The sequence below is a fragment of the Streptomyces sp. CB02366 genome (assembly GCF_001905905.1).
GTDB lineage: Bacteria > Actinomycetota > Actinomycetes > Streptomycetales > Streptomycetaceae > Streptomyces.
In genome coordinates, this window is the sequence record NZ_LIVT01000003.1 from 1,205,147 (window position 1) to 1,230,793 (window position 25,647).

Genomic DNA, 25,647 nt, shown 5'->3' on the forward strand with positions numbered 1-25,647 from the left:
ATTAGGCTGTTCCGACGATCGCCGAATCCGTGGGAGAGCGAGACTTCGTGGCCTGTGACCTGTGGCTGGTCCCCCTCGTCGACGTGCTGTGCCACAGCGCCGACAATCCGTTCGCCGAAGAGATCGCCCTCTACGACAAGGCGCTGAACGACGCCGGGCTGCCGCCCGTCCCCGTCTACGCCTACATGCCGGGCCTCAACGGGGACGTCGCCCCCGTGGCGGGTTTCGACTACGACGCGCTGCACTTCCTGCGCCGCGCCTACCTGCTCCACCTGAGCGGCCTCGCGGTCACCCCCGTCGACGGTCTGGACGGCGAGTACGAGCGGCTGCTGGAGATGTTCGAGCAGGGCGCGCAGCAGTCGCACCTGGTCTGGCACTACGACCACGCCGGGGCGTACGTGCCGGTGGACTTCCCGGTCCCGCTCTCCGACGACGCACTCCTGGCGGGCGGCGGGCCGCTGGGCTCCGCGCACGGGCTGCTGCGGGAGCTGGAGTTCGTCGCCCCGGCCATCGGCATCGACCCGGCCAACCCCCCGGCCGCCCCGCAGCCCCCCTCCGGGCCCACCGCCCTGGAGGAACCGGCGGCCCCGATCCCCTACGACGACAGCCCGTTCGCCCGCGAACGCCACGTCTGGCTCGGCCTCCACGCGGCGGCGACCCGCAGCCTGGCGCAGGGCTCGATGATCGTCTTCAGCTGAGGTCCCGCGGCCCGGGGCGCCGAGCCGCGCCCCCTCCGGCGGGGGCGGGCGCGGTCCCACCGGGCGGCGCCCCGGAGCACCCCCTCCCGGAGCCCCGCCCCGGCGGCCCTCAGCGGGGCGACTCCGGCGGCCGCTGCCGCGGCATGTTCGGCCGTGCCGCCACCGACGGCATCGAGAAGCGCCCCGGCGCCGCCCCCTGCTCCCCCCGGCCTCCGGTGCTCCCCGAGGCCAGGGCCTGCATGCCCATCGGCGCGGGCCCGGCCCGGAACTCCACCATCCAGTCCGCCGTCTCCGACCGCACCAGGTCGGTCACGTCCTCGGAGAACCTCCGCAGCACCCCCAGGCACCGCTCGGTCGCCTCGCTGGCCGTCCCCTCGGTCGGCCCGAGCACCTCCCGTACGCACTCCGAAGCCCAGTCGAACTGGAGCACCTGGAGCCGCCGCTGCACTGCCTGGGCCGTGGCGAGGTTCCTTATCCACCCGGAGGTGAGACCGAAGTACCGGTCGCAGGCCATGCAGGCGGCCCCCAGCAGCAGCGACAGGTAGCCCCAGCCCGCCGAACCGCTCAGCGTCCCGGTCAGGTCGAGCAGCGGCAGCGCGGCCCCGGCGACCACCCCGGCGGCCGTGCCCGTCCGCAGGCCCCGGGCGGCCCGCCGCTTCCAGACGCGGTCCTTCAGATACCAGTCGGCGGTGTCCAGCGCGCCGGCCTCGACCCAGCGGTAGAGCTCGTCGAGCCGCTCGGCCGGCTCCCCCCAGTCACCGAGGGGGAACGGCCGCCCGGTCAGGTCCCGCCCCCCGGCGCGGCCGCCGGTGCGGCCATCCTCGTGCTCCCGGGCCGGGGGGCCGGAAGCGGCCACGGAACGCGCAACTCCGTTTTCACCGGATCCCGCGTCGGACTCCTTGCGGGGCGGCCCCTCGGGCTGCTGATCCGGCTGACTCACCGGGGCACTCCTCTGCACTCTGACGGACGGACGGACGCGTGGGGCTTCCCGGCGCCGGAAACCGGACCCGGAACCGGACCTGGAACCGGACCCGAAACCGGACCTGGAACCGGGCCCGGCCGGTCCCGGAACCGGACCCGGCCGGGCCCGGAGGGGGGCGGAGCGGTCCGCGTGACCGAGAACTTCTGAAACCTGTGAGGGGTAACACTGCGTCACCGCACAGCCACGCTCGCGTGTCGATGTGTATGCCCTTCCTACCGCCGAATGGTGGTCCGTGGGGTCGAAATCGCTGGATTACCGCCTGTGTGGGGTCGCTGGTCAGGTATAGGAGCGCTCACGCGGGTCCGCGAATCTCACCCGAAAGAGTTGGTCCCCGGCGGGTGGAGCGCGGTGCCCGGGGAGCACGTAGGCTCGGCTTACCGAAACATTCGTCGTCGAAATGCCAGGAGTGACCGTGATTCCCGGTGGTGGCCAGCCCAACATGCAGCAGCTGCTCCAGCAGGCCCAGAAGATGCAGCAGGATCTCGCCGCGGCCCAGGAGGAGCTGGCCGGGACCGAGGTCGACGGACAGGCGGGCGGCGGTCTCGTGCGGGCCACCGTGACCGGCTCCGGCGAGCTCCGTTCCCTGGTGATCGACCCGAAGGCGGTGGACCCGGAGGACACCGAGACGCTCGCCGACCTCGTCGTCGCGGCCGTCCAGGCGGCCAACGAGAACGCGCAGGCGCTCCAGCAGGAGAAGCTCGGACCGCTGACGCAGGGCCTGGGCGGCGGGGGCGGCATCCCGGGTCTGCCGTTCTGACCCCACCGGATCCGGGCGGCCCCGCCGGGGCCTACTGGTACCGACCCGTACCCACTACGGTACGGAGCAGGAAGCGAAGAGAGGCGTTCCGTTGTACGAAGGCGTGGTTCAGGAGCTCATCGACGAACTGGGCAGGCTGCCCGGCGTCGGCCCCAAGAGCGCGCAGCGGATCGCCTTCCACATCCTCCAGGCCGAGCCCACGGACGTGCGCCGCCTCGCGCACGCCCTGCTGGAGGTCAAGGACAAGGTCCGGTTCTGCACCGTGTGCGGCAACGTGGCGCAGCAGGAGCAGTGCGGGATCTGCCGGGACGCGCGCCGCGACCAGACCGTCATCTGCGTGGTCGAGGAGCCCAAGGACGTCGTGGCGATCGAGCGGACGCGGGAGTTCCGCGGCCGCTATCACGTCCTGGGCGGGGCGATCAGCCCCATCGAGGGCGTCGGCCCGGACGACCTGCGTATCCGCGAGCTGCTGGCGCGGCTCGCGGACGGCTCTATCACGGAGCTGATCCTCGCCACCGACCCCAACCTGGAGGGCGAGGCCACCGCGACGTACCTGGCGCGGATGGTCAAGCCGATGGGGCTGAGGGTGACCCGGCTGGCCAGCGGCCTGCCGGTCGGCGGCGATCTGGAGTACGCCGACGAGGTCACCCTGGGGCGGGCTTTCGAGGGGAGGCGGCTGCTGGATGTCTGACGCCTCTGCCCCGCACGCGCGGCCCCCGCACGCGTGGCCGTCCTCTCCGCCGTCCGTCCCGGCACTCGGTTCGCCGTCCCCTTCATCGTCGTTCCCTTCACCGTCTGTGACCGCGCCCACGGGAGGTCCCCTCGATGTCTGACGCCACGCTGAACTCCGTCACGCAGGACCCGGGCGACTTCGCCGTCCAGATCGCGGACCAGATCAAGACGTTCATCGTCGCGGTCACGGAGGTGTCCAAGGTCGAGGAGCCGGAGGAGGCCGTCCCGGTCCTGCTGCTCCAGGTCTCGCAGCTCCTGCTCGCGGGCGGCCGTCTCGGCGCGTACGAGGACGTCCTGCCCGACGAGCGTTACGAGCCGGATCTCGGGGCGGAGCCGGAGGCGGACGGCCTGCGCGAGCGGTTCGCGGCGCTGCTGGAGCCGATCGACGTCTACTCCGAGGTCTTCGACCCGTACGAGCCCCGCAAGGCGCCGGTCCCGCACCGGATCTCCGACGACCTGGCCGACCTGGTCACCGACCTCGGCCACGGACTCGCGCACTACGAGGCCGGCCGCACCGCCGAGGCGCTGTGGTGGTGGCAGTTCTCGTACTTCTCCAACTGGGGCTCCACCGCCTCCGCCGCCCTTCGCGCCCTCCAGTCCCTGGTCGCCCACATCCGCCTCGGCCAGCCCCTGGCGGAACTGGACGGCCTGGACACCGACCAGGACCCGGGCGACGACGACCTCGCGGAGGAGGCGGGCCGCGTGATGCTCCAGGAGATCGCGGGCCCCCTGGGGCTGCGGCCGGTGAAGTAGGGGGCGCCCCGGCCTCTCCCGGGACGGGCGGGGGTGGGCGGTCAGCGGAACGCGTCGGCGTTCTCCTCGGCCCAGCGGCGGTAGGTGCGGGCCGGCGAGCCGGTGACCCGGGCCACGGTGTCGTGGACGGCCAGCAGCTCGTCGTTGACGTCGCCGCCCATCAGGTCGAGGAGGCTGTTCGCCGCCTCGGCCCCCATCGACGCGGCCATCGGCCCGTAGGCGTCCTCCCGGCTGATCCCGAGGCAGGCCACCTCCCGTCCCAGCACCCGCCCCAGCTCACCAGTCTGCTGCCGGGGAGTGATCGGCTCCGGGCCGGTGAGCGGATATGTCCGCCCCCGGTGGTCCGGCCCGGTCAGGGCCGCGCGGGCCACCGAGGCGATATCGGCGGGGTGGACGGCCGGCAGCCCGGTGTCCGGGTAGGGCACGCGGACCGCGGACTCCTCGCGTACGGACTCCGCCCACCAGAGGGTGTTGGAGGCGAACTGGGTGGGCCGCAGGACGGTCCACGCCATCCCGCTCTCCCGCAGGCGGTGCTCGACGGCGCGATGGGTTCGGGCCGGTCCGAGGTGCGGATGGGTCACGACGGTGATGGAGGAGACCAGCACCACATGCTCCACGCCCGCGTCCCGGGCGGCGTCCAGGACCCCGGCGTCATCGCCGAAGCCCGCGACGAGGAACAGCGAACGTCCCCCTCCCAGCGCGGATTTCAGCGAACCGGGCCTCCCGAGATCGCCTTCCACCACCTCCACCCCGTGGGGCGTCACCGCCTCGGCCCGTGCCGCGTCACGGCTGAGCACCCGCACGTCGGGCCCGTGGCCCTCCGCGTGCAGCTGCCGTACCAGCTCGCGGCCGACGTTCCCGGTCGCACCGGTCACCACGATCATCGTTGAGCACTCCTCTGTCCGGTCTGTCCGGCCTGTCAGGTCTGCCAGGTCCGCCAGGCCTGCCGGGTCTGCCCGACCGTCCCGGACTGCCCGACCGTCCCGGACTGCCCGACCGTCCCGGTCGGCGTTGGTTCGACGAGGGGAACGCTAGAACCTCAACCAGCCTTGATATCAAGCGCGTTGGGCCGAGAACGGGGGCGCTTGACCTCAACCCTGCTTGAGGGGGCACGGTGCCGGTGAACGGCCGACGAGACGGCCGCACCACCCGAGGAGTCTCCCCATGAGCACCCCGACCCCCGCCCCGACCCCTGCTCCGACTCCGCCCCCGGCGGTCATCGGCGTACCGGCCCCGCAGGAGGACGTCGACGCCGTCGTCGCGTTCGTCGCGCGGGTGCAGCACGCCCAGCAGAACGCGCTGCCCGACGACTTCCTCGACGGTTTCCGTGAGGACGCCGTCTGGACCACGGCCCACGGGAAGAGGCTGACCGGCCTGCCGGAGATCAGCGCGTTCACCCGCGCGGTGCTGCCGCCGCAGGCGGACTCCCCGGTGACGGCCACGTACACGGTGGACCTGATCCTCTTCATCCGCCCCGACGTCGCGGCGGTCAAGATCCGGCAGCGCCCGGTCTCCCGCGACGACGGCCGTTTCCTGGACGAGGTCTTCCACGGTCAGGAGGACCCCTCCGGGCTCATGGCCGACCACCCCGAGGCGGTCCCCGGCACCCCGACCTACGTACTGGCCAAGGACGACGGCGTCTGGCGCATCGCGGCGGGGCAGAACACCCAGGTGCTCGACGCGCAGACCCTGACAGCGGGGTGACGCACCGTCCGGAGGGGGCGAGGGCGGCCCGGCACGCCGTGCGGAGGGGGGCGGCGGCGACCTGACGCGCGCTCATCCCCGCAGGTCCGCCCGAAGCTCAAGCCCCGAGCCCCGAGTTCCGAGCCGCGTGCTCCGAGCCGCAGGCTTCGGGCTTCGAGCCCCTTCTGTAGGAATGGGTGGTGGGGTTCAACCCACCCACCCTCCCTTTCCCCGTCGAGTTCCGAACTGCCCCCGCCCTGCTCGAATTCGATCGTGCGTGACGCCAAGTGACCGAGTTGCGCCGGAGCGTAGGCGCGCTCTAGGTTCACGACCAGCAACCCACTACCCGTAAAAACGGACAACCCCGGCGGTGCTACCAACACCAACCGGGGTCTGACCGTAAGAGACCGCCTGCTAGAAAGGCTGGATCCCTATGGCTGCCGCCAACCTTAGTGCCGCCCTGCGCGCGCCCGCCCATCCCATGGCGAAAGCCGGGTACGGAAAACGCGACGCCCCCGGCCAGGCTCCGCCGCGCGCCGCCGACTTCGCCGGCCTGGAGCCGCGTGAGGCGGCCATCGCCGCGTACATCGACCGGCTCCCCGAAGGCGCGGCGATCGGCTACAAGGTGCTGGCCGAGGAACTGCCCGACTACGGCCAGCAGGCGTGCCGCAGCACGCTGGACCGGCTGACGCGGAGCGGGCACCTGCGCCGCATCAGGGTCCACCTCGTCCTGGTCGACGGCCAGAGGCGCTGGGTGACCCGTACGTACTTCTCCCGCACCGCCCGCGACGCCGACTGGTGGGCCGCCCACGTGCGGTTCGTCCGGGGCGTGGACGCGCCGGGGCAGCCACCGGCCCCCGCCGCCGTGCCCGGCACCGCCGCTTCCGCCGCCGTGCCCGCGCCCTCCGGCGCATCTGCCGCCCCTGCCGTCCCCGCCACCACCGAGCCGAACGCGGAACCGGCCCCGGGGGCGGCAACGGGACCGGGCACGGAGCCGGAGCCCGGCGTGCGCGCCCCGCGCTCGGAGGCGTACGCCCTCCTCGCCGGGCTCGGCGGCCGGGAGCCCCGGCTCCAGCTGTCCGAGGGCGAATGCGTGGAGCTGGAACACCTGGTCGGGGAGTGGCTGGCGCGCGGCGCCGGCCGCGAACAGATCACCCGGGCCCTGACCTCGGGCCTGCCGACGCCCGTGCACTCCGCCGGGCACTTCCTCCGCAAGCGACTGGAGACCAAGATGCCGCCGACGCCCACCCCCGTACCGGAGAACGACCCGCGGAGCGAGCGCATCACCGCGGTCGTGATGGTGTGCCTGTTCTGCGACGAGGACGAGACGACGACCACGCTGGACCACGGCGTCTGTGGCGACTGCCGCGCGGCGATCGCCCGCGACGAGGCGCTGGGCCTGACCGGCGACGTACCGGACACGTTCCTGGCCCGGCCGCGCGCCGAGGTCGACGTCGCCGCCCGCATGGCCGAACTCCGCTCGGCCGCCGTCCGCCCGGTCCTCCCGGCCCCGAGGCCGCGCCGATGAGCGGGCGTGAACTGCCGGCCGGGCCCCCGAGCAGGTGAGGCTGGAGTTCCCCGACCCCGCCGCGTACCCCGACTGACCGCTTCGACTCGCCCGGCCGACCCCGATCGTGTGGGCTGGGACACAAAAGGGAGTGCGCGTGGCCCGGGTGGGCAACAGCCCTCTACGAGCGGTTCGGGACGACACGCCGTACCGGGTGATGAGCGGGACATCTCATCATCTGGTATGGACGGGTCGATTCCGGGCTGCTCGTTAAACTGAGCCGACCGCAGTAATGACTGAGCGAGGAGCGCACGTGGGCCTTGTCGTGCAGAAGTACGGAGGCTCCTCCGTAGCCGATGCCGAGGGCATCAAGCGGGTTGCCAAGCGAGTCGTCGACGCCAAGAGGAACGGCAACCAGGTGGTTGTCGTGGTGTCCGCGATGGGCGACACGACGGACGAGTTGATAGATCTCGCCGAGCAGGTGTCCCCGATGCCTACCGGCCGGGAATTCGACATGCTGCTGACCGCGGGTGAGCGGATCTCCATGGCCCTGCTGGCGATGGCGATCAAAAACCTGGGTCACGAGGCCCAGTCGTTCACGGGCAGCCAGGCCGGTGTCATCACCGACTCGGTCCACAACAAAGCGCGCATCATCGACGTCACTCCGGGCCGCATCCGGACCTCGATCGACGAGGGCAACATCGCCATCGTCGCCGGGTTCCAGGGCGTGAGCCAGGAGGGCAAGAACATCACCACCCTCGGCCGCGGCGGATCGGACACGACCGCCGTCGCGCTGGCCGCCGCGCTGGACGCCGAGGTCTGCGAGATCTACACCGACGTCGACGGCGTCTTCACCGCGGACCCCCGGGTCGTGAAGAAGGCGAAGAAGATCGACTGGATCTCCTTCGAGGACATGCTGGAGCTGGCCGCGTCCGGCTCCAAGGTGCTGCTGCACCGCTGCGTCGAGTACGCACGCCGTTACAACATCCCGATCCACGTCCGCTCGTCCTTCTCCGGACTGCGCGGCACCTGGGTCAGCAACGAGCCGCAAGGGGACCAGAAGGTGGAGCACGCGATCATCTCCGGAGTCGCCCACGACGTCTCGGAGGCCAAGGTCACCGTCGTCGGCGTCCCGGACAAGCCGGGCGAGGCGGCCGCGATCTTCCGCGCCATCGCGAACGCCGAGGTCAACATCGACATGGTGGTGCAGAACGTCTCCGCCGCGACGACCGGCCTGACGGACATCTCCTTCACCCTGCCGAAGGCCGAGGGCCGCAAGGCGATCGACGCCCTGGAGCGGACCAGGGGCGCCATCGGCTTCGACTCGCTCCGTTACGACGACCAGATCGCCAAGATCTCCCTGGTCGGCGCGGGTATGAAGACCAACCCGGGCGTCACCGCCGGCTTCTTCGAAGCGCTCTCCGACGCGGGTGTCAACATCGAACTGATCTCGACCTCCGAGATCCGCATCTCGGTGGTCACCCGTGCCGACGCCGTCAACGAGGCCGTGCGCGCCGTGCACACCGCCTTCGGGCTCGACAGCGACTCCGACGAGGCGGTCGTCTACGGAGGCACCGGCCGATGACCGGGCACCGCCCTTCGCTCGCGGTCGTCGGCGCGACCGGGGCGATCGGCGGTGTCATGCTCCGGATCCTCTCGCAGCACGCGGACGTCTGGGGCGAGGTCAGACTCGTCGCCTCACCGCGCTCGGCCGGCCGCAAGCTGGCCGTGCGCGGTGAGGAGAGCGAGGTCCTCGCGCTGAGCGAGGACGTGTTCGACGGCATCGACGTGGCGCTCTTCCTGGTGCCGGACGAGGTGTCCGCCCGCTGGGCCCCGATCGCCGCCGCCAAAGGCGCCGTCGTCGTCGACGACTCGGCGGCCTTCCGGCTCGACGGCGACGTGCCGCTCGTCGTTCCCGAGATCAACCCCCATGCCGCGCGACTGAGGCCGCGCGGCATCGTCGCGTCCCCGAACTGCACCACGCTGTCGCTGATCGTCGCGGTCGGCGCGCTGCACGCCGAGTTCGGGCTGCGCGAGCTGATCGTCTCCTCCTACCAGGCGGTCAGCGGCGCGGGGCGGGACGGCGTCGCGGCCCTGCGCGAGCAGCTGGCGCTGGTGGCCGGTACGGAGCTGGGCACCAGGCCCGGAGACGTGCGCCGGGCCCTGGGGGACGTCACGGGCGACCCGGGCGGCGGCGCGCCGAGCCCGTTCGCCGCGCCCGTCGCCCTGAACGTGGTGCCCTGGGCCGGTACGGACGCCGGGGACGGCTGGTCCACCGAAGAGGTCTCCCTCCGCGAGGAGTGCCGCAAGGTGCTGGGTCTGCCGGACCTGAAGGCCACCGCGACCTGTGTGTACGTCCCCGTCGTCGCCACGCACTCGATGTCCGTCCACGCCCGCTTCGAGAACGAGGTGGCCGTCGACAAGGCGCACGAGATCCTGGCGACCGCCCCCGGCGTGGTGTTGTTCGACAACCCGGCGTCCGGGGACTTCCCCACCCCGTCCGACGTCGTCGGCACCGACCCCACCTGGGTGGGCCGCGTCCGGCGGTCCATGGACGACCCGCATGCCCTGGAAATGTTCCTTTGCGGGGACAATCTCCGAAAAGGTGCGGCTTTGAACGTGGCTCAGATCGCCGAATCGATCGCCGCCGAATTCCCCCGGAGATGATCGAACTTCTTTTGTAGGATCTGTGAACGCCCTATGAGCAATTCGCTGGTCTGAACCTCTTGAGCTGGGACGTTGTCGTATCCGACGATGATCTCCCGGCCTTCTGCAACCGAACCTCGGCCGGGCTGCGTCTCTGCGGTCACTTTGTGCGTGGCCGGGCGCGATGACGGGGCATTTGGGGAAGAGCAGGTACGTATGAGGGCATCTCGCACAGCGTCGAACGTGGCGTGGTCCGCGTACAACCCTGACGGGGGGCAGCGTGTCCAACAGGCGTGGCAGAGGTTCTCGACATCACAGTGGTGGGCCCGTTGCGGGGCGCTTCGGCGCGTCCGCTCCGGCGGCCCCGCGCGCCCGGCGGCATGCCGGTGATCGCGCCCATGCCCGCCGCGCGCCCCGTGTCGTTGCCCTCGCAGCGCGGGGGTGCTGACGAGTCGGTGGCAGCTGGAACCACGGTCGACCATCTCACCGAGACCTACCGCGCCCACTACCGCTCCCTGCTCGGTCTCGCGGCCCTGCTGCTGGACGACACCGCCTCGTGCGAGGACGTGGTGCAGGAGGCGTTCATCCGCGTGCACTCCGCGCGCAGCCGGGTGCGCGAACCGGAGAAGACCCTCGCGTACCTCCGCCAGACCGTCGTCAACCTCTCGCGCTCCGCCCTGCGTCGGCGCATCCTCGGGCTGAAACTGCTCTCCAAGCCGATGCCGGACATGGCGAGCGCGGAGGAGGGCGCGTACGACCAACTGGAGCGGGACGCGCTGATCAAGGCGATGAAGGGGCTCCAGCGGCGCCAGCGAGAGGTGCTGGTGCTGCGTTACTTCGCGGACATGACGGAGGCTCAGGTCGCCGAGGTGCTCGGCATCTCGCTGGGGTCGGTGAAGGCGTACGGTTCCCGCGGCATAGCGGCCCTGCGCGTGGTGATGGAGGCCCAGGCATGAGCGGGCCGGAACAGCGTCGCGGACAGGGCCCTGAGGGCTCCGGGGGCAGCGAGGGCTCCGAGCGCAGGCACGAGAACGACCCGACGGGAAACGGAATTGTGAACCACGGGCCGGAGAAGACTCCGCACACCGATCCGGACCACCCGCACGAGGGAAGCGTGTCGCCCGAGCCGGGCGGCACACCGGAACCACCCGCGCGCGGGGCCGGGGACGCGGTGGAAGGCCCCGAGGGGCCGGGCCCCGAGGAAGAGGCCCCCGAGGAAGAGGCCCCCGAGGAACCCGGGGAACCAGCGGCGGCCGAGCACGCAGACGGCCCTGAGGCGGGCGAGCACGCCGACGGCCCTGAGGCGGGCGAGGCCTCCGAGGGGCGGACCCGGCCCGAGGACGCACGGGAGCGGAGCGCCCGGGAAGACGCGGCCGGGCGGAACGGGGGCACGGCTCCTGTCGCGGACACCGGCCCTTCGGCAGCCGAGACCCCCGTCACGGACTCGGGTAAGGACGCGGACTCGGTCGAGGGCGGAGCCACGGTCGGGGGCGGGGGCGCGGGCCCTGTCGCGGCCACCGGCCCCTCGGCAGCCGAGACCCCCGGAGCCGAGGACAGAGCGGCCCCCGGCGACGACGGGGACGGCGGTGGCGACGGCGATGACATTTTCGGCACGCTGACCAGCCTCTTCGCCGCCGACCGGACAACCGGCCGGAGCGGCGACCCGCGATCCACGGCGTCCGAGGAACTGGACGAGGTCGCCCTGCGCCGCATGCTGCACGGTGCGGTCCGGGACCTCGCACCCTCCGACGGAACCCTCGACCACCTCCACCGCGCCGTCCCCGCCCGGCGGGCCAGGCGGCGGCAGGCCGTCGTGGGGGCGGCCGCAGCGGTGCTGCTGATCGGTACCGCCGTCCCCGCCTTCGTCCACGTCGCGACCTCGGACGGCGCGTCCACCGCCCGTCCCGCTATCGCCGGACACGGTGAACAGGCCCAGGGCGGCAACGGCGGCGAGAGCGGACCCGAGGAGCCCGGCCGGCGGACCGTGGAACCCACCGACGGCCGGAGCGAGGGCGGTGCCGACGAGGCCGACCCGGACCCCAGCCCCACCAGGGGCGAGGGCAGGGATCCCGACGCCACGGCGACGGGCCAGAAGCCCGCCCCGGTCCCCGGGGACATCGCGGCGCTGCCCGTCTGCGAACCGGGCCAGCTCGGCGTGGCGTCCGCCGGCACGGACGCCCCCGCGGCGGACGGCACGGTCTACGGCAGGTTCAAGATCGCCAACGTGTCCGGCAAGGACTGCACCGTCAGCGGCAATGGCACGGTGGGCTTCACCGCCCTCGGTGCGGCGGACCCGCTCAAGATCGGAGTGGTCCAGCACGCGGCGGGCGACGCGGCCCCCGGCCTGCCCGACCCTTCGCAGGAACCGGGCACGGTGCTGCTGAAGCCGGCCATGGCGTACGAAGTGCGGTTCGCCTGGGTACCCACCGACACGTGTCCCACCACGGTCCCCACCCCGAGCCCGATCCCGTCGACGGACGGCACGGGGGGATCGGCCGGCGAGGGTACCGACCAGTCCGGCGACACGGCTCAGTCCCTGACCGAGGACGGCGGTACGGCGGAGGGCAGCATCGCCGTGACCCACACCCCGGAGGCGGGGGCGCCCACGGCGGAGACCACGATCCCCAACGCCTGCTCGGGCACGATCTACCGGACCGGCGCCCTCGCCACGTCGTAGCCGGACCCGTTCAGCGCCCCGCGCTGACCCCGGTAACCCCACTCCCCGGCCCGAGCCCCGGCTCGGCCCTGGGCCCAGGGAGCCCGGCCCCCGGCCCGGCTGGTTCGGCCCCGGACCCAGGGAGTCCGGCTCCCGGTCCGGTCGGTTCGGCTCCCGGCCGCAATGGTCCTGCTCCCCGGCCCGGCTGGTTCGGCCCCGGCCCCGGGGGGTTTGACTCCCGGGCCCGATGGTTCGGCTCCCGGCCGCAATGGTCCTGCTCCCCGGCCCGGCTGGTTCGGCCCCGGCCCCAGGGGGTTTGGCTCCCGGGCCCGATGGTTCGGCTCCCGGCCCAGCGGGGCGCCTCCCGGCCCGGTGGGTTCGGCTCTCGGGCTCGCAGGGGTCCGGCCCCTGGCTGGGGTTCGCCTCCCGGGACCGGTGGTCCGGTTCAGCGCCCCGCCCCGCCCCGCCTCGTCCCGCCCTCGTCCTGTCCAGGCCAGGGGCAGCCGTCAGCGCCCTGTGCGGCTCGAAGCGGCTTCCGCGCTCTCCGGGACCGGTGTGTTGTGCGGGGTCTGCGACACATGAGAGACCGCCCTGCCGTCCGAGGTTCGCGAGACCCCCGCGCCTTCTGAGCCCTCCGAGCCTTCCGGGGCTCGCGAGGCACCCGAGCCCTCCGGGCCTTCTGAGCCCTCCGGTTCTTCCAGCCCATGAGAGGCCTCCAGCTCATGAGAGGCGTCCGGGCCGGTCGAGGCGTCCGGGCCGGCCGAGGCCGGTGTGCCCGGGTCTGCCGAGCCCTCCGGGACAAGGCCGAGGGCGACGTCCCGCGAAGCCTCGGCCTCCCTCCGCACCAGCCGGAACCACATGAAGAGCACGAACCCGGCGAAGACGAACCACTCGCCCGTGTACCCCAGGTTCTGGAAAGCCTTCAGATCGAGGCCGCTGCCCTCCGGGGCCGCCGCAGGCACCGGCTTCATCGCTCCACCCGTGCCGCCCGCCTCGGGCTCGGTGAGGGTCACCCAGGCGTCGTAGACGTCGTACGGGACGAGGTTCACCAGAGTCGCGGCACTGATCATGCCGAGCTGGCCCCGGGGAAGCCCGCCCCGGACGTCGACGCCGTTGCTGCGGGCGTTCTCGGAGGCCTGGAGGTCCCCGGTCACCGTGACCTCGCCCTTGGGCGCGGCGGGCACCCGGGCGTCGCCCGCGGAGCCGGGCAGCCAACCCCGTACCACCGGCAGGGCCTTGCCGCTGTCCGTACGCAGCATGTTCAGGACGTAGAAGCCCTGCCGGTCGTCGAGTTCCCGGCCGGGCACCAGGAACTGGTCGGCGTACGTGCCGGTGGCGACGGCCGGCCGGCCGGACGTCACCTTGTCGACGGGCAGCAGCTCGTCCAGGGGTTTCGCGGCCCGGGTGCCGGGGTCGGGCTGCTTCTCCGCCTGCTCGTGCGACTGCACGCGGTCCTCGAAGCGGCCGAGCTGCCAGGTGCCCATGAACACGCAGAACGGGATGGCCAGCACGACGAAGAGGTTGATCCCCCACCATCGCGGGGTCAGCAGGAACCGGTACACCCCTCAAAGGTACGGTTCCCCGCCCCGTGCTCCCGGAGCGGGGTCCGCCCTTTATCCGCCTCTTACGCCCGCCCGAGGCCCGAGGGAGCCTCCGCTCACCGCCCCCGGCCCCGGCGCACGAGAGCACCGCCCACCCACCGGGCGGGGCCCCCGGGCGCCCGGCCCGCCCGGTCGAGGATCACCCCGCCGCACCGGTCACCGCGCCTCCCCCCCAGGTGTTTCAGGGCGAACTCCAGCTCCAGCCGCACCTGCTTGATCCGCTCCTCCACCACCAGCGAGCCGTGCCCGGCGTCGTACCGGTAGACCTCGTGGACCGCGCCGCGCGCCGCCAGCCGGTCCACGTAGTTCTCCACCTGACGGATGGGGCAGCGCGGATCGTTGACGCCCGCCGAGATGTAGACCGGGGCGCGCACCGCGTCGACGTACGTCAGCGGGGACGACGCCTCGAAGCGCTCGGGGACCTCCTCCGGCGTGCCGCCCAGCAGGGTGCGGTCCATCGCCTTCAGCGCCTCCATCTCGTCGTGGTACGCCGTGACGTAGTCCGCGACCGGCACCGCGGCCAGCCCCAGCGCCCAGGCGTCGGGCTGGGTGCCGAGCCCGAGCAGGGTGAGGTAGCCGCCCCAGGAGCCGCCCGCCAGCACCAGCCGCTCCGGGTCCGCGAGCCCGGACGCCGTCGACCACTCCCGCACGGCCGCGATGTCCTCCAGCTCGATCAGGCCGACCCGGTGCTTCAACGCGTCCGTCCAGGCCCGGCCGTACCCGGTGGAACCCCGGTAGTTGACCCGGACGACCGCGAAGCCGTGGTCCAGCCAGGCGGCCGGCCCGGAGGCGAAGGCGTCGCTGTCGTGCCAGGTCGGCCCTCCGTGGACCTCGAAGACCGTGGGGAAGGGGCCCTCCCCGGTCGCGGGCCGCTGCACGAGGGCGTGGATGCGGCCGCCCGGCCCGTCCACCCACACGTCCTCGACGGGCACGGACGGCGGGGCCTTCGCGCCGGGCGGGTCCAGGACCACGGCGCCGCTCGTGGACCGCACCACGGGCGGCTGGGCGGCCGAGGACCACAGGTACTCCACCGTGCCGTCGGGACGGGCCGTGGCGCTCGACACCGTGCCAGCGGGCGTCTCCACGCGCACGGGCCCCGCGGCCCCCGGCTCGTACCGCCACAGCTCGCTGCGGGCCTCGAATTCGTGCTCGATGAGCAGCGCGGAGCCGTCCGGATACCACTCGGCCCCCACATCGCCCGGCAGGTCGACCGGCAGCGCGGTCTCCGTGCCCGCGACCGGGTCCCAGATCATCGGCTCCCAGCGGCCCCGGCGCTGGTGCCCGACGAGGAGCCGGGTGTCCCCGGCCACCGGGGCGAAGCCCAGCACGGAGAGCCCCAGCTCCTTGGTGCCGCCCTCGGTGTCGTCCAGCTCGGCCACCGTGGAGCCGTCCGGCCGCACCACCCGCAGCGCGGAGTGCATCGCGTCACCGTGCTCGGTGTGCTCCAGCGCGATCAGGGTGCCGTCGTGGGAGAGGTCCCCGACCCCGGCGGATTCCCGGTGCCGGTAGATCTCCACCGGTTCGCCGCCCGGCTCGCGCACCAGGTGGACCGTCGTGCCGTCCTCGTCCGTGGATCGCCCGATCACCGCCGAACCGTCGCGTCCGAGGGCCAGGCCCGCCGGGTAGGAAGGGGCGAGGCCCGGCACGGCCGGTTCGTCCTCCCCGCCGTCGAACGGCTGGCGCATCCACACGCCGAACTCGTCGCCGTCGGTGTCGCTGAACCACCAGATCGCTTCCCCGTCCGGCGTCAGCACCCCGTCGGTGGTCCCGTTGGGCCGGTCGGTCACCTGGCGCTGCCGCCCGCTCGCCCGGTCCCACGCGTACAGCTCGTAGGTCCCGGTGGCGTTCGACACGAAGAGAGAGCGGTCAGGCGCGTCCTCGGCCCAGTCGGGCAGGGACACCCGGGGCGCGCGGAACCGCTGCTCCCACTCCGGCGTGGTCGAGGCGTTCTGTGTTTCGCTCATGCCCTCCATCCAACCCGATCGGCCACCCCGGCGGGGCGCCCTGTGGATAACCTCTTCGTCCACTCCTCCACAGGTCGGCTGATATTCCGCAGGCTGTGGATAACCAGTCGCCTCCCGTCGGGCCTGTGGGTAGCTTTCGGCTCATGTACTCCCCGACTCCTGACGACTGGCGCGACGCCAACCGTGCGCGCTGGGACGAGCGTGTGCCGATCCACGTGGCGAGCGACTTCTACGACCTGGACGCGTTCCGGGCGGGCCGGGACGCGCTGCGCGACTTCGAGCTGGCCGAGGTCGGCGACGTCACGGGCAGGACGCTGCTGCACCTCCAGTGCCATATAGGCGTGGACACCCTGTCCTGGGCGCGGCACGGCGCGAGGCAGGTGGTGGGCCTCGACTTCTCCGAGCCCGCCGTCGAGACCGCCCGGGGCCTCGCGGAGGAGTTGGGCCTGGGGCCGGACCGGGCGGCGTTCGTCGCGGCCGACGTGTACGACGCGCCGTCCGCCGCGCCCGACTCCGCGTACGACATCGTCTACACGGGCCTCGGCGCGCTCAACTGGCTGCCCGACGTCCAGCGCTGGGCCGAGACCGCCGCCTCTCTGGTCGCCCCCGGCGGGTTCCTCTACGTCGTGGAGTTCCACCCGCTGACCGACTCGATGGACGCCGAGACCGGTTCGGTGGTCACCGACGACTACTTCAGCCGGGACGCCTGGGTGGACGAGACGCCGGGCACGTACGCCGACCTCGACGCGCCGACGGTGCACAACCGCAGCGTCGAGTGGCAGCACCCGGTGGGCCGGGTGGTGACGGCGCTGGCCTCGGCCGGGCTGCGGATCGAGTTCCTCCACGAGCACGACTCCTCGCTCTTCCAGCGGTTCGAGGCGCTGGAACGCCATCCGGACGGCCACTACCGCTACCCGGCGGGGCGCCCGCGCATCCCGCTGATGTACTCGGTCAAGGCATCGCGCCCGGTGGAGCACCAGGACTGACGGCTGAGGACGATCCGCCGCCCGGGCCTGCCCCGGCCGGTTGTCAGTGGCGGGGGCCACACTCGTCCTCATGACCGACATGACAGGTGGATCGGCGGGCGGAGCCCTGCCCGCGACGGCTTCCGGCACGACGGCGGGAGTCGTCCCCGGCGCGATGCCGGGGCCGGCGACGGCGGCCCTGCGCGAGGCGGTGGAGACGTACTGGACGGCGGCCGAGGCCCGCGACTGGGACGCGTTCGGGGCGACCCTGGCCGAGGAGGTGGTGTACGAACTGCCGCAGACCCGGGAGCGGATCAGCGGCAGGGAGCGGTACGTGCGGTTCAACCGGGAGTATCCGGGCGACTGGCACGTCCGGGTCGAGCGGATCGTCGCCGACGCGGAGGGCCGGCAGGCCGCCGCCCGCACCGGGTTCACCGTGACGGGAGGACAGGAGGGCGGGCCGCCCCAGGAGTTGGACGCCATCCACTTCTTCACGTTCGACGAGGACGGGCTGATCACCGGGGTGACGGACTTCTGGCCCGAGTCGTACGAGCCGCCGGCCGGCCGCGAACACCTGGTCGAGCGGCACTGAGAGAGGCGGCCCACCGGTCGCCCGGCGCGCCGCCTCTCCACGTGCGGTCGGTCCTACACCGCCGAGCGGAAGGCGGGCAGGTAACCGCCCGACTGCCCCGCCGCCTTGGGGTGGTACGAGTTCTGGACCGGAATGGCGACGCTGTGCAGCCAGGCGTCGCCCGAGCACAGTTCGTGCCCGGTGAACTCGTCCACCACGCTGGAGAAGGTGAACCCGGCGTCGGCGGACCGCTTGGCGATGACGCCGTTCAGCACGTCCGACGCGTTGTTGATCGCCCTGCGTTCGCCCTCGGTCAGCCCGGCGACGCAGCGGCCGGAGAGCTGGTAGAAGCGGGGGTAGCCGAGGACCACGACCTGGGCCTGAGGGGCCCGGGCCCGGATGCCGTCGTAGAGCGCGTCGAGGCTGCCGGGGAGGGAACCGTTCATCTGCGACACGGCGTTGTTCACGCTGGTGATGCAGGTGGCCTCGCTGCCGAGGACGCAGTCCTGCATGACGCCGGCGAATCCGACGTCGTTGCCTCCGGCGGTGACGCTCACCAACGTCGTGGACGCGTCGAGCACGCCGAGCTGGCCGCTCGCCACGGACGAGGTCGTCGCTCCCGAGCAGGCGACGAAGTCGAAGGAGGCGGGGGAGTTCGCCGCCTGCCACAGATAGGGGTAGGCGTTGGTGCTGCGCCGGCAGTCGCCGCTGTCCGCCAGGTAGTTTCCGGCGCCGACTCCCGAGGAGTAGGAGTCGCCGAGGGCGACATAGCCGCCCGCGGCGGCCGAGTCGTTCGCGACGGCCGGGCCCGCGGCCCCGAGGGCGGCCGCGGCGGCGAGGGCGAACGTGATGAGGGAAGCCCGGATTCTGCTTACTGACATGGCTGCAGGCCCTTCGAGGTGTGGGGGGATGAGGGGGTGAGCCGTGAGGAGAAACGGAGGTCGGGGGAGCGATGCAGTTTCTAGCAGCTGGCGGTACCAGCGGGTAATGCCCCTGCGAGAAGTCGTCTGATATGCCCGAATGATCGTTCGGTGAATTATGCTCCGCGCGTAGATAAACTCTCAACTGCGTTTTCTTGCAGGGGAGTTGGGGGAAATTCCGTGCGTCTCGGCGAGGCCGGAGGGCGGCGTTTCCCGACCCGGGAGGGACGGGCCCGGGCCCGGGAGGAGCAGGGGATTCATCCTTACGGGTCAACTCGCGGCACACCGGGGCGGACTGTCCGGGCACGGGGGCTGCGAGGCGCGGGGACGCCCGGACCCCCTGCCCCGTCCGAGGCCGCCGAGGTGAGCGGGCGCCCGGGAGCGTGCCCGGCCGCACGGGGGTGAGGGCCGTCGAGCCCGGCCGTCGAAACCGGGGCCGTCGCGTGGGCGGACGCCGGGGGCGTGCCCGGCGCCGCGTGGGCGGACGTCGGGGCGTGCCCGGGACCGCGGGGGCGGGGGACCGCCCGCGGGAGGCCCCTGACGCCTGGCCGTCTCCGTATCTCCGCACGTGACTTCCCACGGAGGGTGATCGCTGATCACCGGATCGTCATATCCTGACGGCCGGGGCGGCCGAGGGCGCCGCGCGCCACCACTCGGAGAGCAGATGGAACCCGCGGTTATCGGGGCGCGCCTCGCGTCCAGCGTCGTGACCCCCCTCATCAAGAAGCTGTTCCTGAACCCGGGGCCGGGGGCGGAACTGGTCGACAAGCCGGTCCGGGTCTCCCGGCTCGTGTCCTTCCGTGGAGAGCAGCGGACGCTCTCCGACAGCGCGCTGCACCGGATAGCCGAGGAACTGGTCGAGCGCGCCGTCCAGTCGACCGGCACCGAGGAGCGGCTGCCCAGCTTCGAGGTCCGAGCCGTCACCAACGCCGTCGCCTCGTCGCTGCGGGCCATGGGCACCCTCGACATGGATGACGTACAGGCCGTGAAACTCGGTCACATGGACCTGGCCCGGCGGCTGAGGTCGATGAGCCGGGCGGCCGTGCTGGGGCTGTCGGCCGACGCCGTCGAGCTGCATGCGAACGTGCTGAACACCGCGTGTCTGCACATCCTGAACTTCTTCACCCAGCGCTCGGCGTTCGTGCCGCGCACCCTGGTGGAGCAGAGCCGGAGCATCGAGGACCTCACGCGCAAGATCGACTCGCTCATCACCCGGGAACCGTCCCCCGCGGACGGGCCTTTCGAGGAGCGGTACGCGCGCTACATCACGGACAAGCACGGCAAGTTGAGCATCTTCGGCCTCGACCTGTCCCAGGGGCCGGAGAACTGGCGGCTGGATGTCGCCTACCTCAGTCTCGACGCGGTGGGCGATGCCACCGGAGCCACCCCCACCCGGCTCCCCGCCGACCAGGTGCTGACCGCGCGGGACCGGGTCCTGCTGCGCGGTGTGGCCGGCTCCGGCAAGACGACGCTCGTGCAGTGGCTGGCGGTCTCCACCACGCGGCGGGAACAGCTGGACCTCTACGGGCTGGTGCCGTTCGTCCTGCCCCTGCGCACGCTCACCAGGGGCGGCGCCCGGCTGCCGGCCCCCGACGAGTTCCTGTCGGCGGTGGACTGCCCGATCGCCGCACTGCAACCGGTGGGCTGGTTCGACCGGGTACTGAGGGCCGGCCGCGGCCTCATCCTCATCGACGGCATCGACGAGATCCCGGAGGACGACCGCAACGACGCCCGCCGCTGGCTCCAGGAACTGATCAGCACCTATCCGGAGAACCGCTGGCTCGTCACCTCGCGGCCCTCCGCCGTCCAGGAGAACTGGCTGAGCGGGGACGACTTCGCCGAAGCGGACCTCGCACCGATGAGCAGGGACGACATCGCCGATTTCGTGAACCGCTGGCACACGGCGGCCGGGATCAGCGACCAGTACGCCCGCGAACTGTTACGCGCCGTACGGTCCAAGCAGGACCTCGGCCGGCTCGCCACCAACCCGCTGATGTGCGGCCTGATCTGCGCACTGCACCAGGACCGCCGCGGCTACCTCCCCGAGGGCCGCAAGGAGATCTACGACGCGGCGCTCTCGATGCTGCTCTTCCGGCGCGACCGTGAACGCGGCGTCTACAAACCGGGCTCGATCCGCATCGGCGAGGCGCACCACATCCAGCTGATCCAGAAGCTGGCCTACTGGATGATCCGCAACGGCCGCTCCGAGATGGACCGCGCCGACGCGGTGGGCCTCCTCGCCCAGACCCTGCCCACCATGCCGAAGGTGGCGGAGCAGGGCACGGCGGAGGAGATCTACCGGCACCTCCTCATCCGCAGCGGCCTGCTGCGGGAACCGAGCGTCCACTCGATGGACTTCATCCACCGGACCTTCCAGGACTACCTCGGCGCCAAGGCCGCCGTCGAGGGACTCGACTTCGACTTCCTCATCGCCAACGCGCACCTGGACCAGTGGGAGGACGTCATCAGAATGGCCGTCGCCCACTCCCGCCCGACCGAGCGCACCCGGATCCTGACCGGCCTCGTCCGGCGGACCGACGTCACGCCGCACGGGATGAACCGTCTGCACCTCCTCGCGGCCGCCTGCCTCGAACACGCCACGGAACTCGACCCCGAGGTCCGTGCGGAAGTGCAGCAGTACGCGGGCGCCCTGATCCCGCCCCGTACCCCGGACCAGGCCCGAGCACTGGTCGAGGTCGGCCCGGTGGTACTGGACCTGCTCCCGCATCCGCCGGACGAGCCGCCGGGCAAGGAGTGGTGGGAGAAGAAGCACCGGATCGAGGAGGCGGCCGTCGACGACCGGTCGGACGAGGAGAGGGCGGCGGACGAGGCGGTGGAGGAGGCTGCCGACGAGGCCCACCTCACCGTGTTCGCCGCGACCCGCATCGCGACCGACGCGGCCATCGACGTCCTCGCCCGCTACCGCGGCCACTACGACCTCCGGGTGCGCCACGAACTCGTCCGGGCCTGGAGCCGCTTCGACACCGACGTCTACGGCGAGGAGGTCATCGCCCACCTCGACGAGGACGACCTCTACTTTCCGGTCTCCAACCTGGCCGAACTGCACGCGCTCAGCAGCTACGGAGGACGGGCCAGCATCAAGATCGTCGGCGACTTCACGGCCGTCGACTTCCTCAACGGCTGCCGCAGGAGGCGGATCACCGACCTCTGGCTGACCGCGGACATCGGCGTCTCGTGGCGGTGGCTGCGCGAACTGCCGCAGCTGCGCACCCTGACCGTCGAGACCCCGCTGCCCCACCTGGACGTGGCGCCGATGGCCCCCGTACTGCCGCTGCGCAGGATCCACGTGCCCAGGGGGGTGACGGTCTCCGGCGTCGACTCCCTGCCCTCGTCCATGAGAGTGGTGCGCATGGAGAGCCGGGCCGGTACGACCGCCCGACCCGCGGACGGCCGGGGATAAACGGCTCGCCGTCACGGCGGGGAGGCGCCCTACGATGGCCGCGTTCCGCAGTTGCGCGCGCCCGCGCACGGCAGCCGCCGACTGCACACACCGGCCGGACCCGCCACGACACGGCCGCCGGCGCCGCACACGTACGAATGGAGCATCCGAGGATGGCTCGACACCTGGTAACCAGCGCGCTTCCCTACATCAACGGGATCAAGCACCTGGGCAACATGGTGGGGTCGATGCTTCCGGCGGACGTGTACTCCCGGTACCTCCGCCAGCGCGGTCACGACGTCCTCTACATCTGCGCGACCGACGAGCACGGCACGCCCGCCGAGCTGGCGGCCAAGGCGGCCGACGTGTCCGTGGCGGAGTTCTGCGCGCAGGCTCACGACGCGCAGAAGGCTGTGTACGACGGTTTCCAGCTGGCCTTCGACTACTTCGGCCGCAGCTCCTCGCAGCAGAACGTCGAGATCACCCAGCACTTCGCGCGGCAGCTGAAGGAGAACGGCTTCATCGAGGAGCGTGCGATCCGCCAGGTCTATTCGCCGGTCGACGGCCGTTTCCTCCCCGACCGGTACGTCGAGGGCACCTGTCCCCACTGCGGTTACGACAAGGCGCGCGGCGACCAGTGCGAGAACTGCACCCGCGTCCTCGACCCGACCGACCTGCTGGACCCGCGCTCGGCGATCAGCGGCTCCACGGAGCTGGAGATCCGTGAGACGAAGCACCTCTTCCTGCTCCAGTCGAAGCTCCAGCACGAGGTCGAGGCGTGGGTGGCCCGGCACGAGGGGGACTGGCCGCAGCTGTCCTCCTCCATCGCCCGCAAGTGGCTGACCGAGGGCCTGCTCGACCGGGCGATCACCCGCGACCTGGACTGGGGCGTTCCGGTCCCGGCGGACACCTGGCCAGAGCTGGCGGCCGAGGGCAAGGTCTTCTACGTCTGGTTCGACGCCCCGATCGAGTACATCGGCGCGACGAAGGAGTGGGCGGACGCCGCCCCGGGCGGGGAGACCCGGGACTGGAAGTCGTGGTGGTACGAGGCCGACGACACGGTCCGCTACACGCAGTTCATGGCGAAGGACAACGTCCCGTTCCACACGGTGATGTTCCCCGCCACCGAGCTGGGCGTGCGCGAACCGTGGAAGAAGGTCGACGTCGTCAAGGGCTTCAACTGGCTGACGTACTACGGCGGCAAGTTCTCCACCTCCCAGCAGCGGGGCATCTTCACCGACGCCGCCCTGGACACGCTCCCCGCCGACTACTGGCGCTACTTCCTGGTCGCCAACGCCCCCGAGTCCGACGACTCCTCCTTCACCTGGGAGCACTTCGCCGCCACGGTCAACAAGGACCTGGCCGACACCCTCGGCAACTTCGTCAACCGCGTCCTGTCCTTCTCCCGCAAGCGCTTCGGCGACGAGGTCCCCGCAGGCAGCGCGGCAGGCGAGGCGGAGACGCGACTCGGCGAGGAGACCGCCCGCCTGCTGGCCGAGTACGAGGAGCACATGGACGCCCTCCAGTACCGCAAGGCGGCCGCGGCACTGCGGGCCCTGTGGTCGGCGGGCAACTCCTACCTGGAGGAGAAGGCCCCCTGGCTGGAGATCAAGACCGACCCGGACGGCGCGGCCCTGACCCTGCGCACGGCGATGAACCTGATCCACCTGTACGCGATCGTCTCCGAACCGTTCATCCCGGCCTCGGCTGCCGCGATGCGGGGCGCCTTCGCCCTGCCCGCCGACTCCGCGACCTGGGTGACGGCCGACGAGGCCAAGTCCCTGGACGCCGTCCCCGCCGGCACCCCGTTCACCGTCCCGCCGGTCCTCTTCGCGAAGATCACGGATGAGGACCTGGAGACCTACCGGGAGCGCTTCGGGGGCGCGGGAGCCTGAGGCAGGGCCGGTCACGACGGGCTGAGGTCCCCTGGGCCCTCAGCCGTCGAGGAGTTTCCGGAGCTCGTCCTCGCGCAGGCGCCCGCTCGGATCGGCGGTGTCCCCGTCGAACCGCACGCCTTCCCCGACCAGGACGGACAGGGCGCTGTCCGTGCGCAACGGGTCGGGCCACCGGAAGCCGGAGCTGACCTTCCCCGCGGCCGTGAGGACACGCCAGGGGTGGGGACATCGGCCACAGGTACTGAGGTGCCGGCCTATGGGGACGGCATGGCTCCCGACCGCCGCCGCCAGGTCCCCGTAGGTGGTCCACCGCCCGGTCGGGACTCCGCTCAGCAGAGTGTGCAGGCCGGTCCAGTCCTTGCGGGCGCCGCTGATCTGTTTGGCCAGAGCGGTGAGGTCGGAGCCTGCCAGCGTGGTCCATGCTTCCGGGTCGATGCCGGCGGGTACCTGGGCGGTGTCCACCTCCCACCACGTCGTTCCCTGGATGCCGTCCACCCTGCGGCCGGTCACGCTCGTGAAGATGTGGTTGGCCAGCCCGGTAGGGGAGTAGGAGGCTCCGTCAGCGTCCCAGACCAGTGGCCGGGCGGTGTCGTTGGTCCAGATGGCGGTGGATCGGGCGGTGTCCTGCTCCACCCATGAGCGGATCTGGGCGCGGATGGCGTCCGGCACGCCGTGGCGCGGTGTCATCAGCAGCCTGGTCCCGTCGGGCAGCAGGCCCGCACCGACGAGCACATGGACGGCTTTGCGTGAATGCGAGCGATCCTGCAGCTTCTTGACCGCCGCCTCGCCTTCGACCCGGGCCGGGGCGAGAGTGAACTCCTCGACCTCCGGTGTCGGATAGACCTTGGTGAACCCGGCGACGAGGTTCCCCTCCACCCGCCACAGGCCGACCTGGACGAGGTCGATGTCGATGCCCATCTCCGACAGCCAGACCACGGAGTGCGTGACCTGCTTGGGGAAGTCGGCGGCGATGATCACCTGCCTGGGCCGCTGGAGCAGTTCCGGGCTCCACTCCCCGTCCACGTGGTCGAGCAGCCGTTGCCTGCACCCGTCGATGCCGAGGGCCTGCCCCCGGCCCGACAGGAAGCCGCGGTGCGCCTGGGCCAGGGTGTCGAGGTCGAAGCGGGACACCAGGGCGGCGTAGGTGATCGCCTGGAGGTGCACGTCCCGGTCGGCCGTCCCCCGCTTCAGCTCGACCACGACGAGCCGCCCGGTCGCGTCCAGCCCGAGCACGTCCAGCCGGTCCCGGGCCGGCACCCCGTCGGTGTCGGCCCACCGGTCGTACTCCGCGGTGACCACGAGCACCGACTCCCCGAGCACCTGGGGATGGGCGATCACCCATTCCTGGAGGTGCTGCCGCTCCAACAAGCCCTCGGCGGCGAGTCCGGTGCGCGGTATCGGCACGGCCTCCCGGCCGTCGACGGAGAAGAGATGATCCACGACGCCCCCTCGTACGCCCGGCGCGGTCGCCGGACGCCCAGAGCGTACGTGGGCGGAGGCCCCGATGAGGGCCGTCCCACGAATCCCCCGCCTGCCGAACCACTTCGGGAACCCACGGGGAGCCGGGTTCCGTCATCGGCTTCCACGAGGGCCCCGAGTTCAGGCCTCTGACCTGGTACTCCTCTGTCGAGGTGGCGGGATTTGAACCCACGACCTCTTCGTCCCGAACGAGGTTCGAACAAGATCGACACCTACGCATCCTGCTAAACGGGCAGGTCAGAGGCTTGGTCTGGGTTGGTGCGGCGGGGGCTCGGTTGGCCTCTGGGAGAAGATCATCTCCCAGATTTCTCCCAGCACCCGGTGCTGGGACGGTGGGTTGTCGGCGCGCTGCACCCGTGGGCCGACTTGCGATAGCAAGTTTGCACGCTGGTCAGGGCGACTCGGGTGCCCTGCAGGGTGGCATGAAGGCGGCTAGGT

Annotated in this window: 20 protein-coding genes and 1 tRNA gene; 14 read left to right on the forward strand and 7 right to left on the reverse strand. The window is 72.0% G+C overall.

All coding sequences use genetic code 11. From position 1 onward, the window contains the following. Nucleotides 1-47: 47 nt before the first annotated feature. Entirely contained in the window at nt 48-698 is a 651-nt protein-coding gene (locus AMK24_RS14055) for a hypothetical protein (protein ID WP_073768616.1), read from the forward strand. Between the two features lie 109 nt (nt 699-807). Here the strand turns inward: AMK24_RS14055 and AMK24_RS14060 are convergent, their stop codons facing one another. Next, nucleotides 808-1,638, reverse strand: coding sequence for an SLATT domain-containing protein (locus AMK24_RS14060; RefSeq protein ID WP_073768618.1), 831 nt, complete (start codon nt 1,636-1,638; stop codon nt 808-810). Between the two features lie 454 nt (nt 1,639-2,092). Here AMK24_RS14060 and AMK24_RS14065 point away from each other — a divergent pair, with 454 nt between their 5' ends. The 3 genes from AMK24_RS14065 (at nt 2,093) to AMK24_RS14075 (ending at nt 3,922) form a co-directional block, all read left to right on the forward strand. After that, a complete protein-coding gene (locus tag AMK24_RS14065; RefSeq protein ID WP_073768620.1) occupies nt 2,093-2,437 on the forward strand; it encodes a YbaB/EbfC family nucleoid-associated protein in 345 nt (114 codons plus the stop codon). 91 nt (nt 2,438-2,528) lie between these two features. Further along, the gene (gene recR, locus AMK24_RS14070) at nt 2,529-3,128 is read left to right on the forward strand and encodes a recombination mediator RecR (protein WP_073768622.1); all 600 of its coding nucleotides are present in this window, start codon (nt 2,529-2,531) and stop codon (nt 3,126-3,128) included. A gap of 134 nt (nt 3,129-3,262) precedes the next feature. Next, complete coding sequence (locus tag AMK24_RS14075; RefSeq protein WP_073768624.1) at nt 3,263-3,922, forward strand: DUF5063 domain-containing protein; 660 nt, start codon at nt 3,263-3,265, stop codon at nt 3,920-3,922. Nucleotides 3,923-3,963: 41 nt separating this feature from the next. Here AMK24_RS14075 and AMK24_RS14080 read toward each other — a convergent pair whose 3' ends face one another. Beyond that, on the reverse strand, nt 3,964-4,806 hold the full coding sequence (locus tag AMK24_RS14080; RefSeq protein ID WP_073768625.1) for an SDR family oxidoreductase: 843 nt from the start codon (nt 4,804-4,806) through the stop codon (nt 3,964-3,966). Between the two features lie 280 nt (nt 4,807-5,086). Here AMK24_RS14080 and AMK24_RS14085 point away from each other — a divergent pair, with 280 nt between their 5' ends. From AMK24_RS14085 to AMK24_RS14110, 6 genes are all read left to right on the forward strand, one after another. After that, nucleotides 5,087-5,626 (forward strand): SgcJ/EcaC family oxidoreductase, encoded by a 540-nt coding sequence (locus tag AMK24_RS14085; protein WP_073768627.1) that lies wholly within the window; start codon nt 5,087-5,089, stop codon nt 5,624-5,626. Nucleotides 5,627-6,038: 412 nt separating this feature from the next. Continuing rightward, nucleotides 6,039-7,133, forward strand: coding sequence for a hypothetical protein (locus AMK24_RS14090; RefSeq protein WP_242435145.1), 1,095 nt, complete (start codon nt 6,039-6,041; stop codon nt 7,131-7,133). A gap of 292 nt (nt 7,134-7,425) precedes the next feature. Further along, the gene (locus tag AMK24_RS14095; protein ID WP_073768631.1) at nt 7,426-8,697 is read left to right on the forward strand and encodes an aspartate kinase; all 1,272 of its coding nucleotides are present in this window, start codon (nt 7,426-7,428) and stop codon (nt 8,695-8,697) included. Further along, the gene (locus tag AMK24_RS14100) at nt 8,694-9,779 is read left to right on the forward strand and encodes an aspartate-semialdehyde dehydrogenase (protein ID WP_073768633.1); all 1,086 of its coding nucleotides are present in this window, start codon (nt 8,694-8,696) and stop codon (nt 9,777-9,779) included. The genes AMK24_RS14095 and AMK24_RS14100 overlap by 4 nt, the downstream gene beginning before the upstream one ends. Before the next feature lie 359 nt (nt 9,780-10,138). Further along, nucleotides 10,139-10,714, forward strand: coding sequence for a SigE family RNA polymerase sigma factor (locus tag AMK24_RS14105; RefSeq protein WP_073768926.1), 576 nt, complete (start codon nt 10,139-10,141; stop codon nt 10,712-10,714). A gap of 215 nt (nt 10,715-10,929) precedes the next feature. After that, nucleotides 10,930-12,435 (forward strand): hypothetical protein, encoded by a 1,506-nt coding sequence (locus AMK24_RS14110; protein ID WP_443333908.1) that lies wholly within the window; start codon nt 10,930-10,932, stop codon nt 12,433-12,435. Nucleotides 12,436-12,920: 485 nt separating this feature from the next. Here the strand turns inward: AMK24_RS14110 and AMK24_RS14115 are convergent, their stop codons facing one another. Both AMK24_RS14115 and AMK24_RS14120 read right to left on the reverse strand, forming a co-directional pair. Continuing rightward, nucleotides 12,921-13,976 (reverse strand): SURF1 family protein, encoded by a 1,056-nt coding sequence (locus AMK24_RS14115; RefSeq protein ID WP_242435146.1) that lies wholly within the window; start codon nt 13,974-13,976, stop codon nt 12,921-12,923. 95 nt (nt 13,977-14,071) lie between these two features. Continuing rightward, the gene (locus AMK24_RS14120; protein WP_242435147.1) at nt 14,072-15,988 is read right to left on the reverse strand and encodes a S9 family peptidase; all 1,917 of its coding nucleotides are present in this window, start codon (nt 15,986-15,988) and stop codon (nt 14,072-14,074) included. A 134-nt stretch (nt 15,989-16,122) separates the two neighbouring features. On the opposite strand from AMK24_RS14120, the gene AMK24_RS14125 reads away from it, so the two are divergent. Then, on the forward strand, nt 16,123-16,965 hold the full coding sequence (locus AMK24_RS14125) for a class I SAM-dependent methyltransferase (protein ID WP_073768637.1): 843 nt from the start codon (nt 16,123-16,125) through the stop codon (nt 16,963-16,965). Nucleotides 16,966-17,119: 154 nt separating this feature from the next. Continuing rightward, nucleotides 17,120-17,536 (forward strand): nuclear transport factor 2 family protein, encoded by a 417-nt coding sequence (locus tag AMK24_RS14130; RefSeq protein WP_242435165.1) that lies wholly within the window; start codon nt 17,120-17,122, stop codon nt 17,534-17,536. 53 nt (nt 17,537-17,589) lie between these two features. Here the strand turns inward: AMK24_RS14130 and AMK24_RS14135 are convergent, their stop codons facing one another. Then, on the reverse strand, nt 17,590-18,396 hold the full coding sequence (locus AMK24_RS14135) for an SGNH/GDSL hydrolase family protein (protein ID WP_073768638.1): 807 nt from the start codon (nt 18,394-18,396) through the stop codon (nt 17,590-17,592). 703 nt (nt 18,397-19,099) lie between these two features. On the opposite strand from AMK24_RS14135, the gene AMK24_RS32655 reads away from it, so the two are divergent. Both AMK24_RS32655 and metG read left to right on the forward strand, forming a co-directional pair. Then, complete coding sequence (locus tag AMK24_RS32655) at nt 19,100-21,856, forward strand: NACHT domain-containing protein (protein ID WP_079190512.1); 2,757 nt, start codon at nt 19,100-19,102, stop codon at nt 21,854-21,856. A gap of 152 nt (nt 21,857-22,008) precedes the next feature. Then, a complete protein-coding gene (gene metG, locus AMK24_RS14145; protein WP_073768639.1) occupies nt 22,009-23,730 on the forward strand; it encodes a methionine--tRNA ligase in 1,722 nt (573 codons plus the stop codon). A gap of 39 nt (nt 23,731-23,769) precedes the next feature. Here the strand turns inward: metG and AMK24_RS14150 are convergent, their stop codons facing one another. Then, nucleotides 23,770-25,170, reverse strand: coding sequence for an MGMT family protein (locus tag AMK24_RS14150; protein ID WP_073768640.1), 1,401 nt, complete (start codon nt 25,168-25,170; stop codon nt 23,770-23,772). Nucleotides 25,171-25,356: 186 nt separating this feature from the next. Further along, nucleotides 25,357-25,426: transfer RNA gene (locus AMK24_RS33940), tRNA-OTHER, on the reverse strand. Nucleotides 25,427-25,647: the final 221 nt, after the last annotated feature.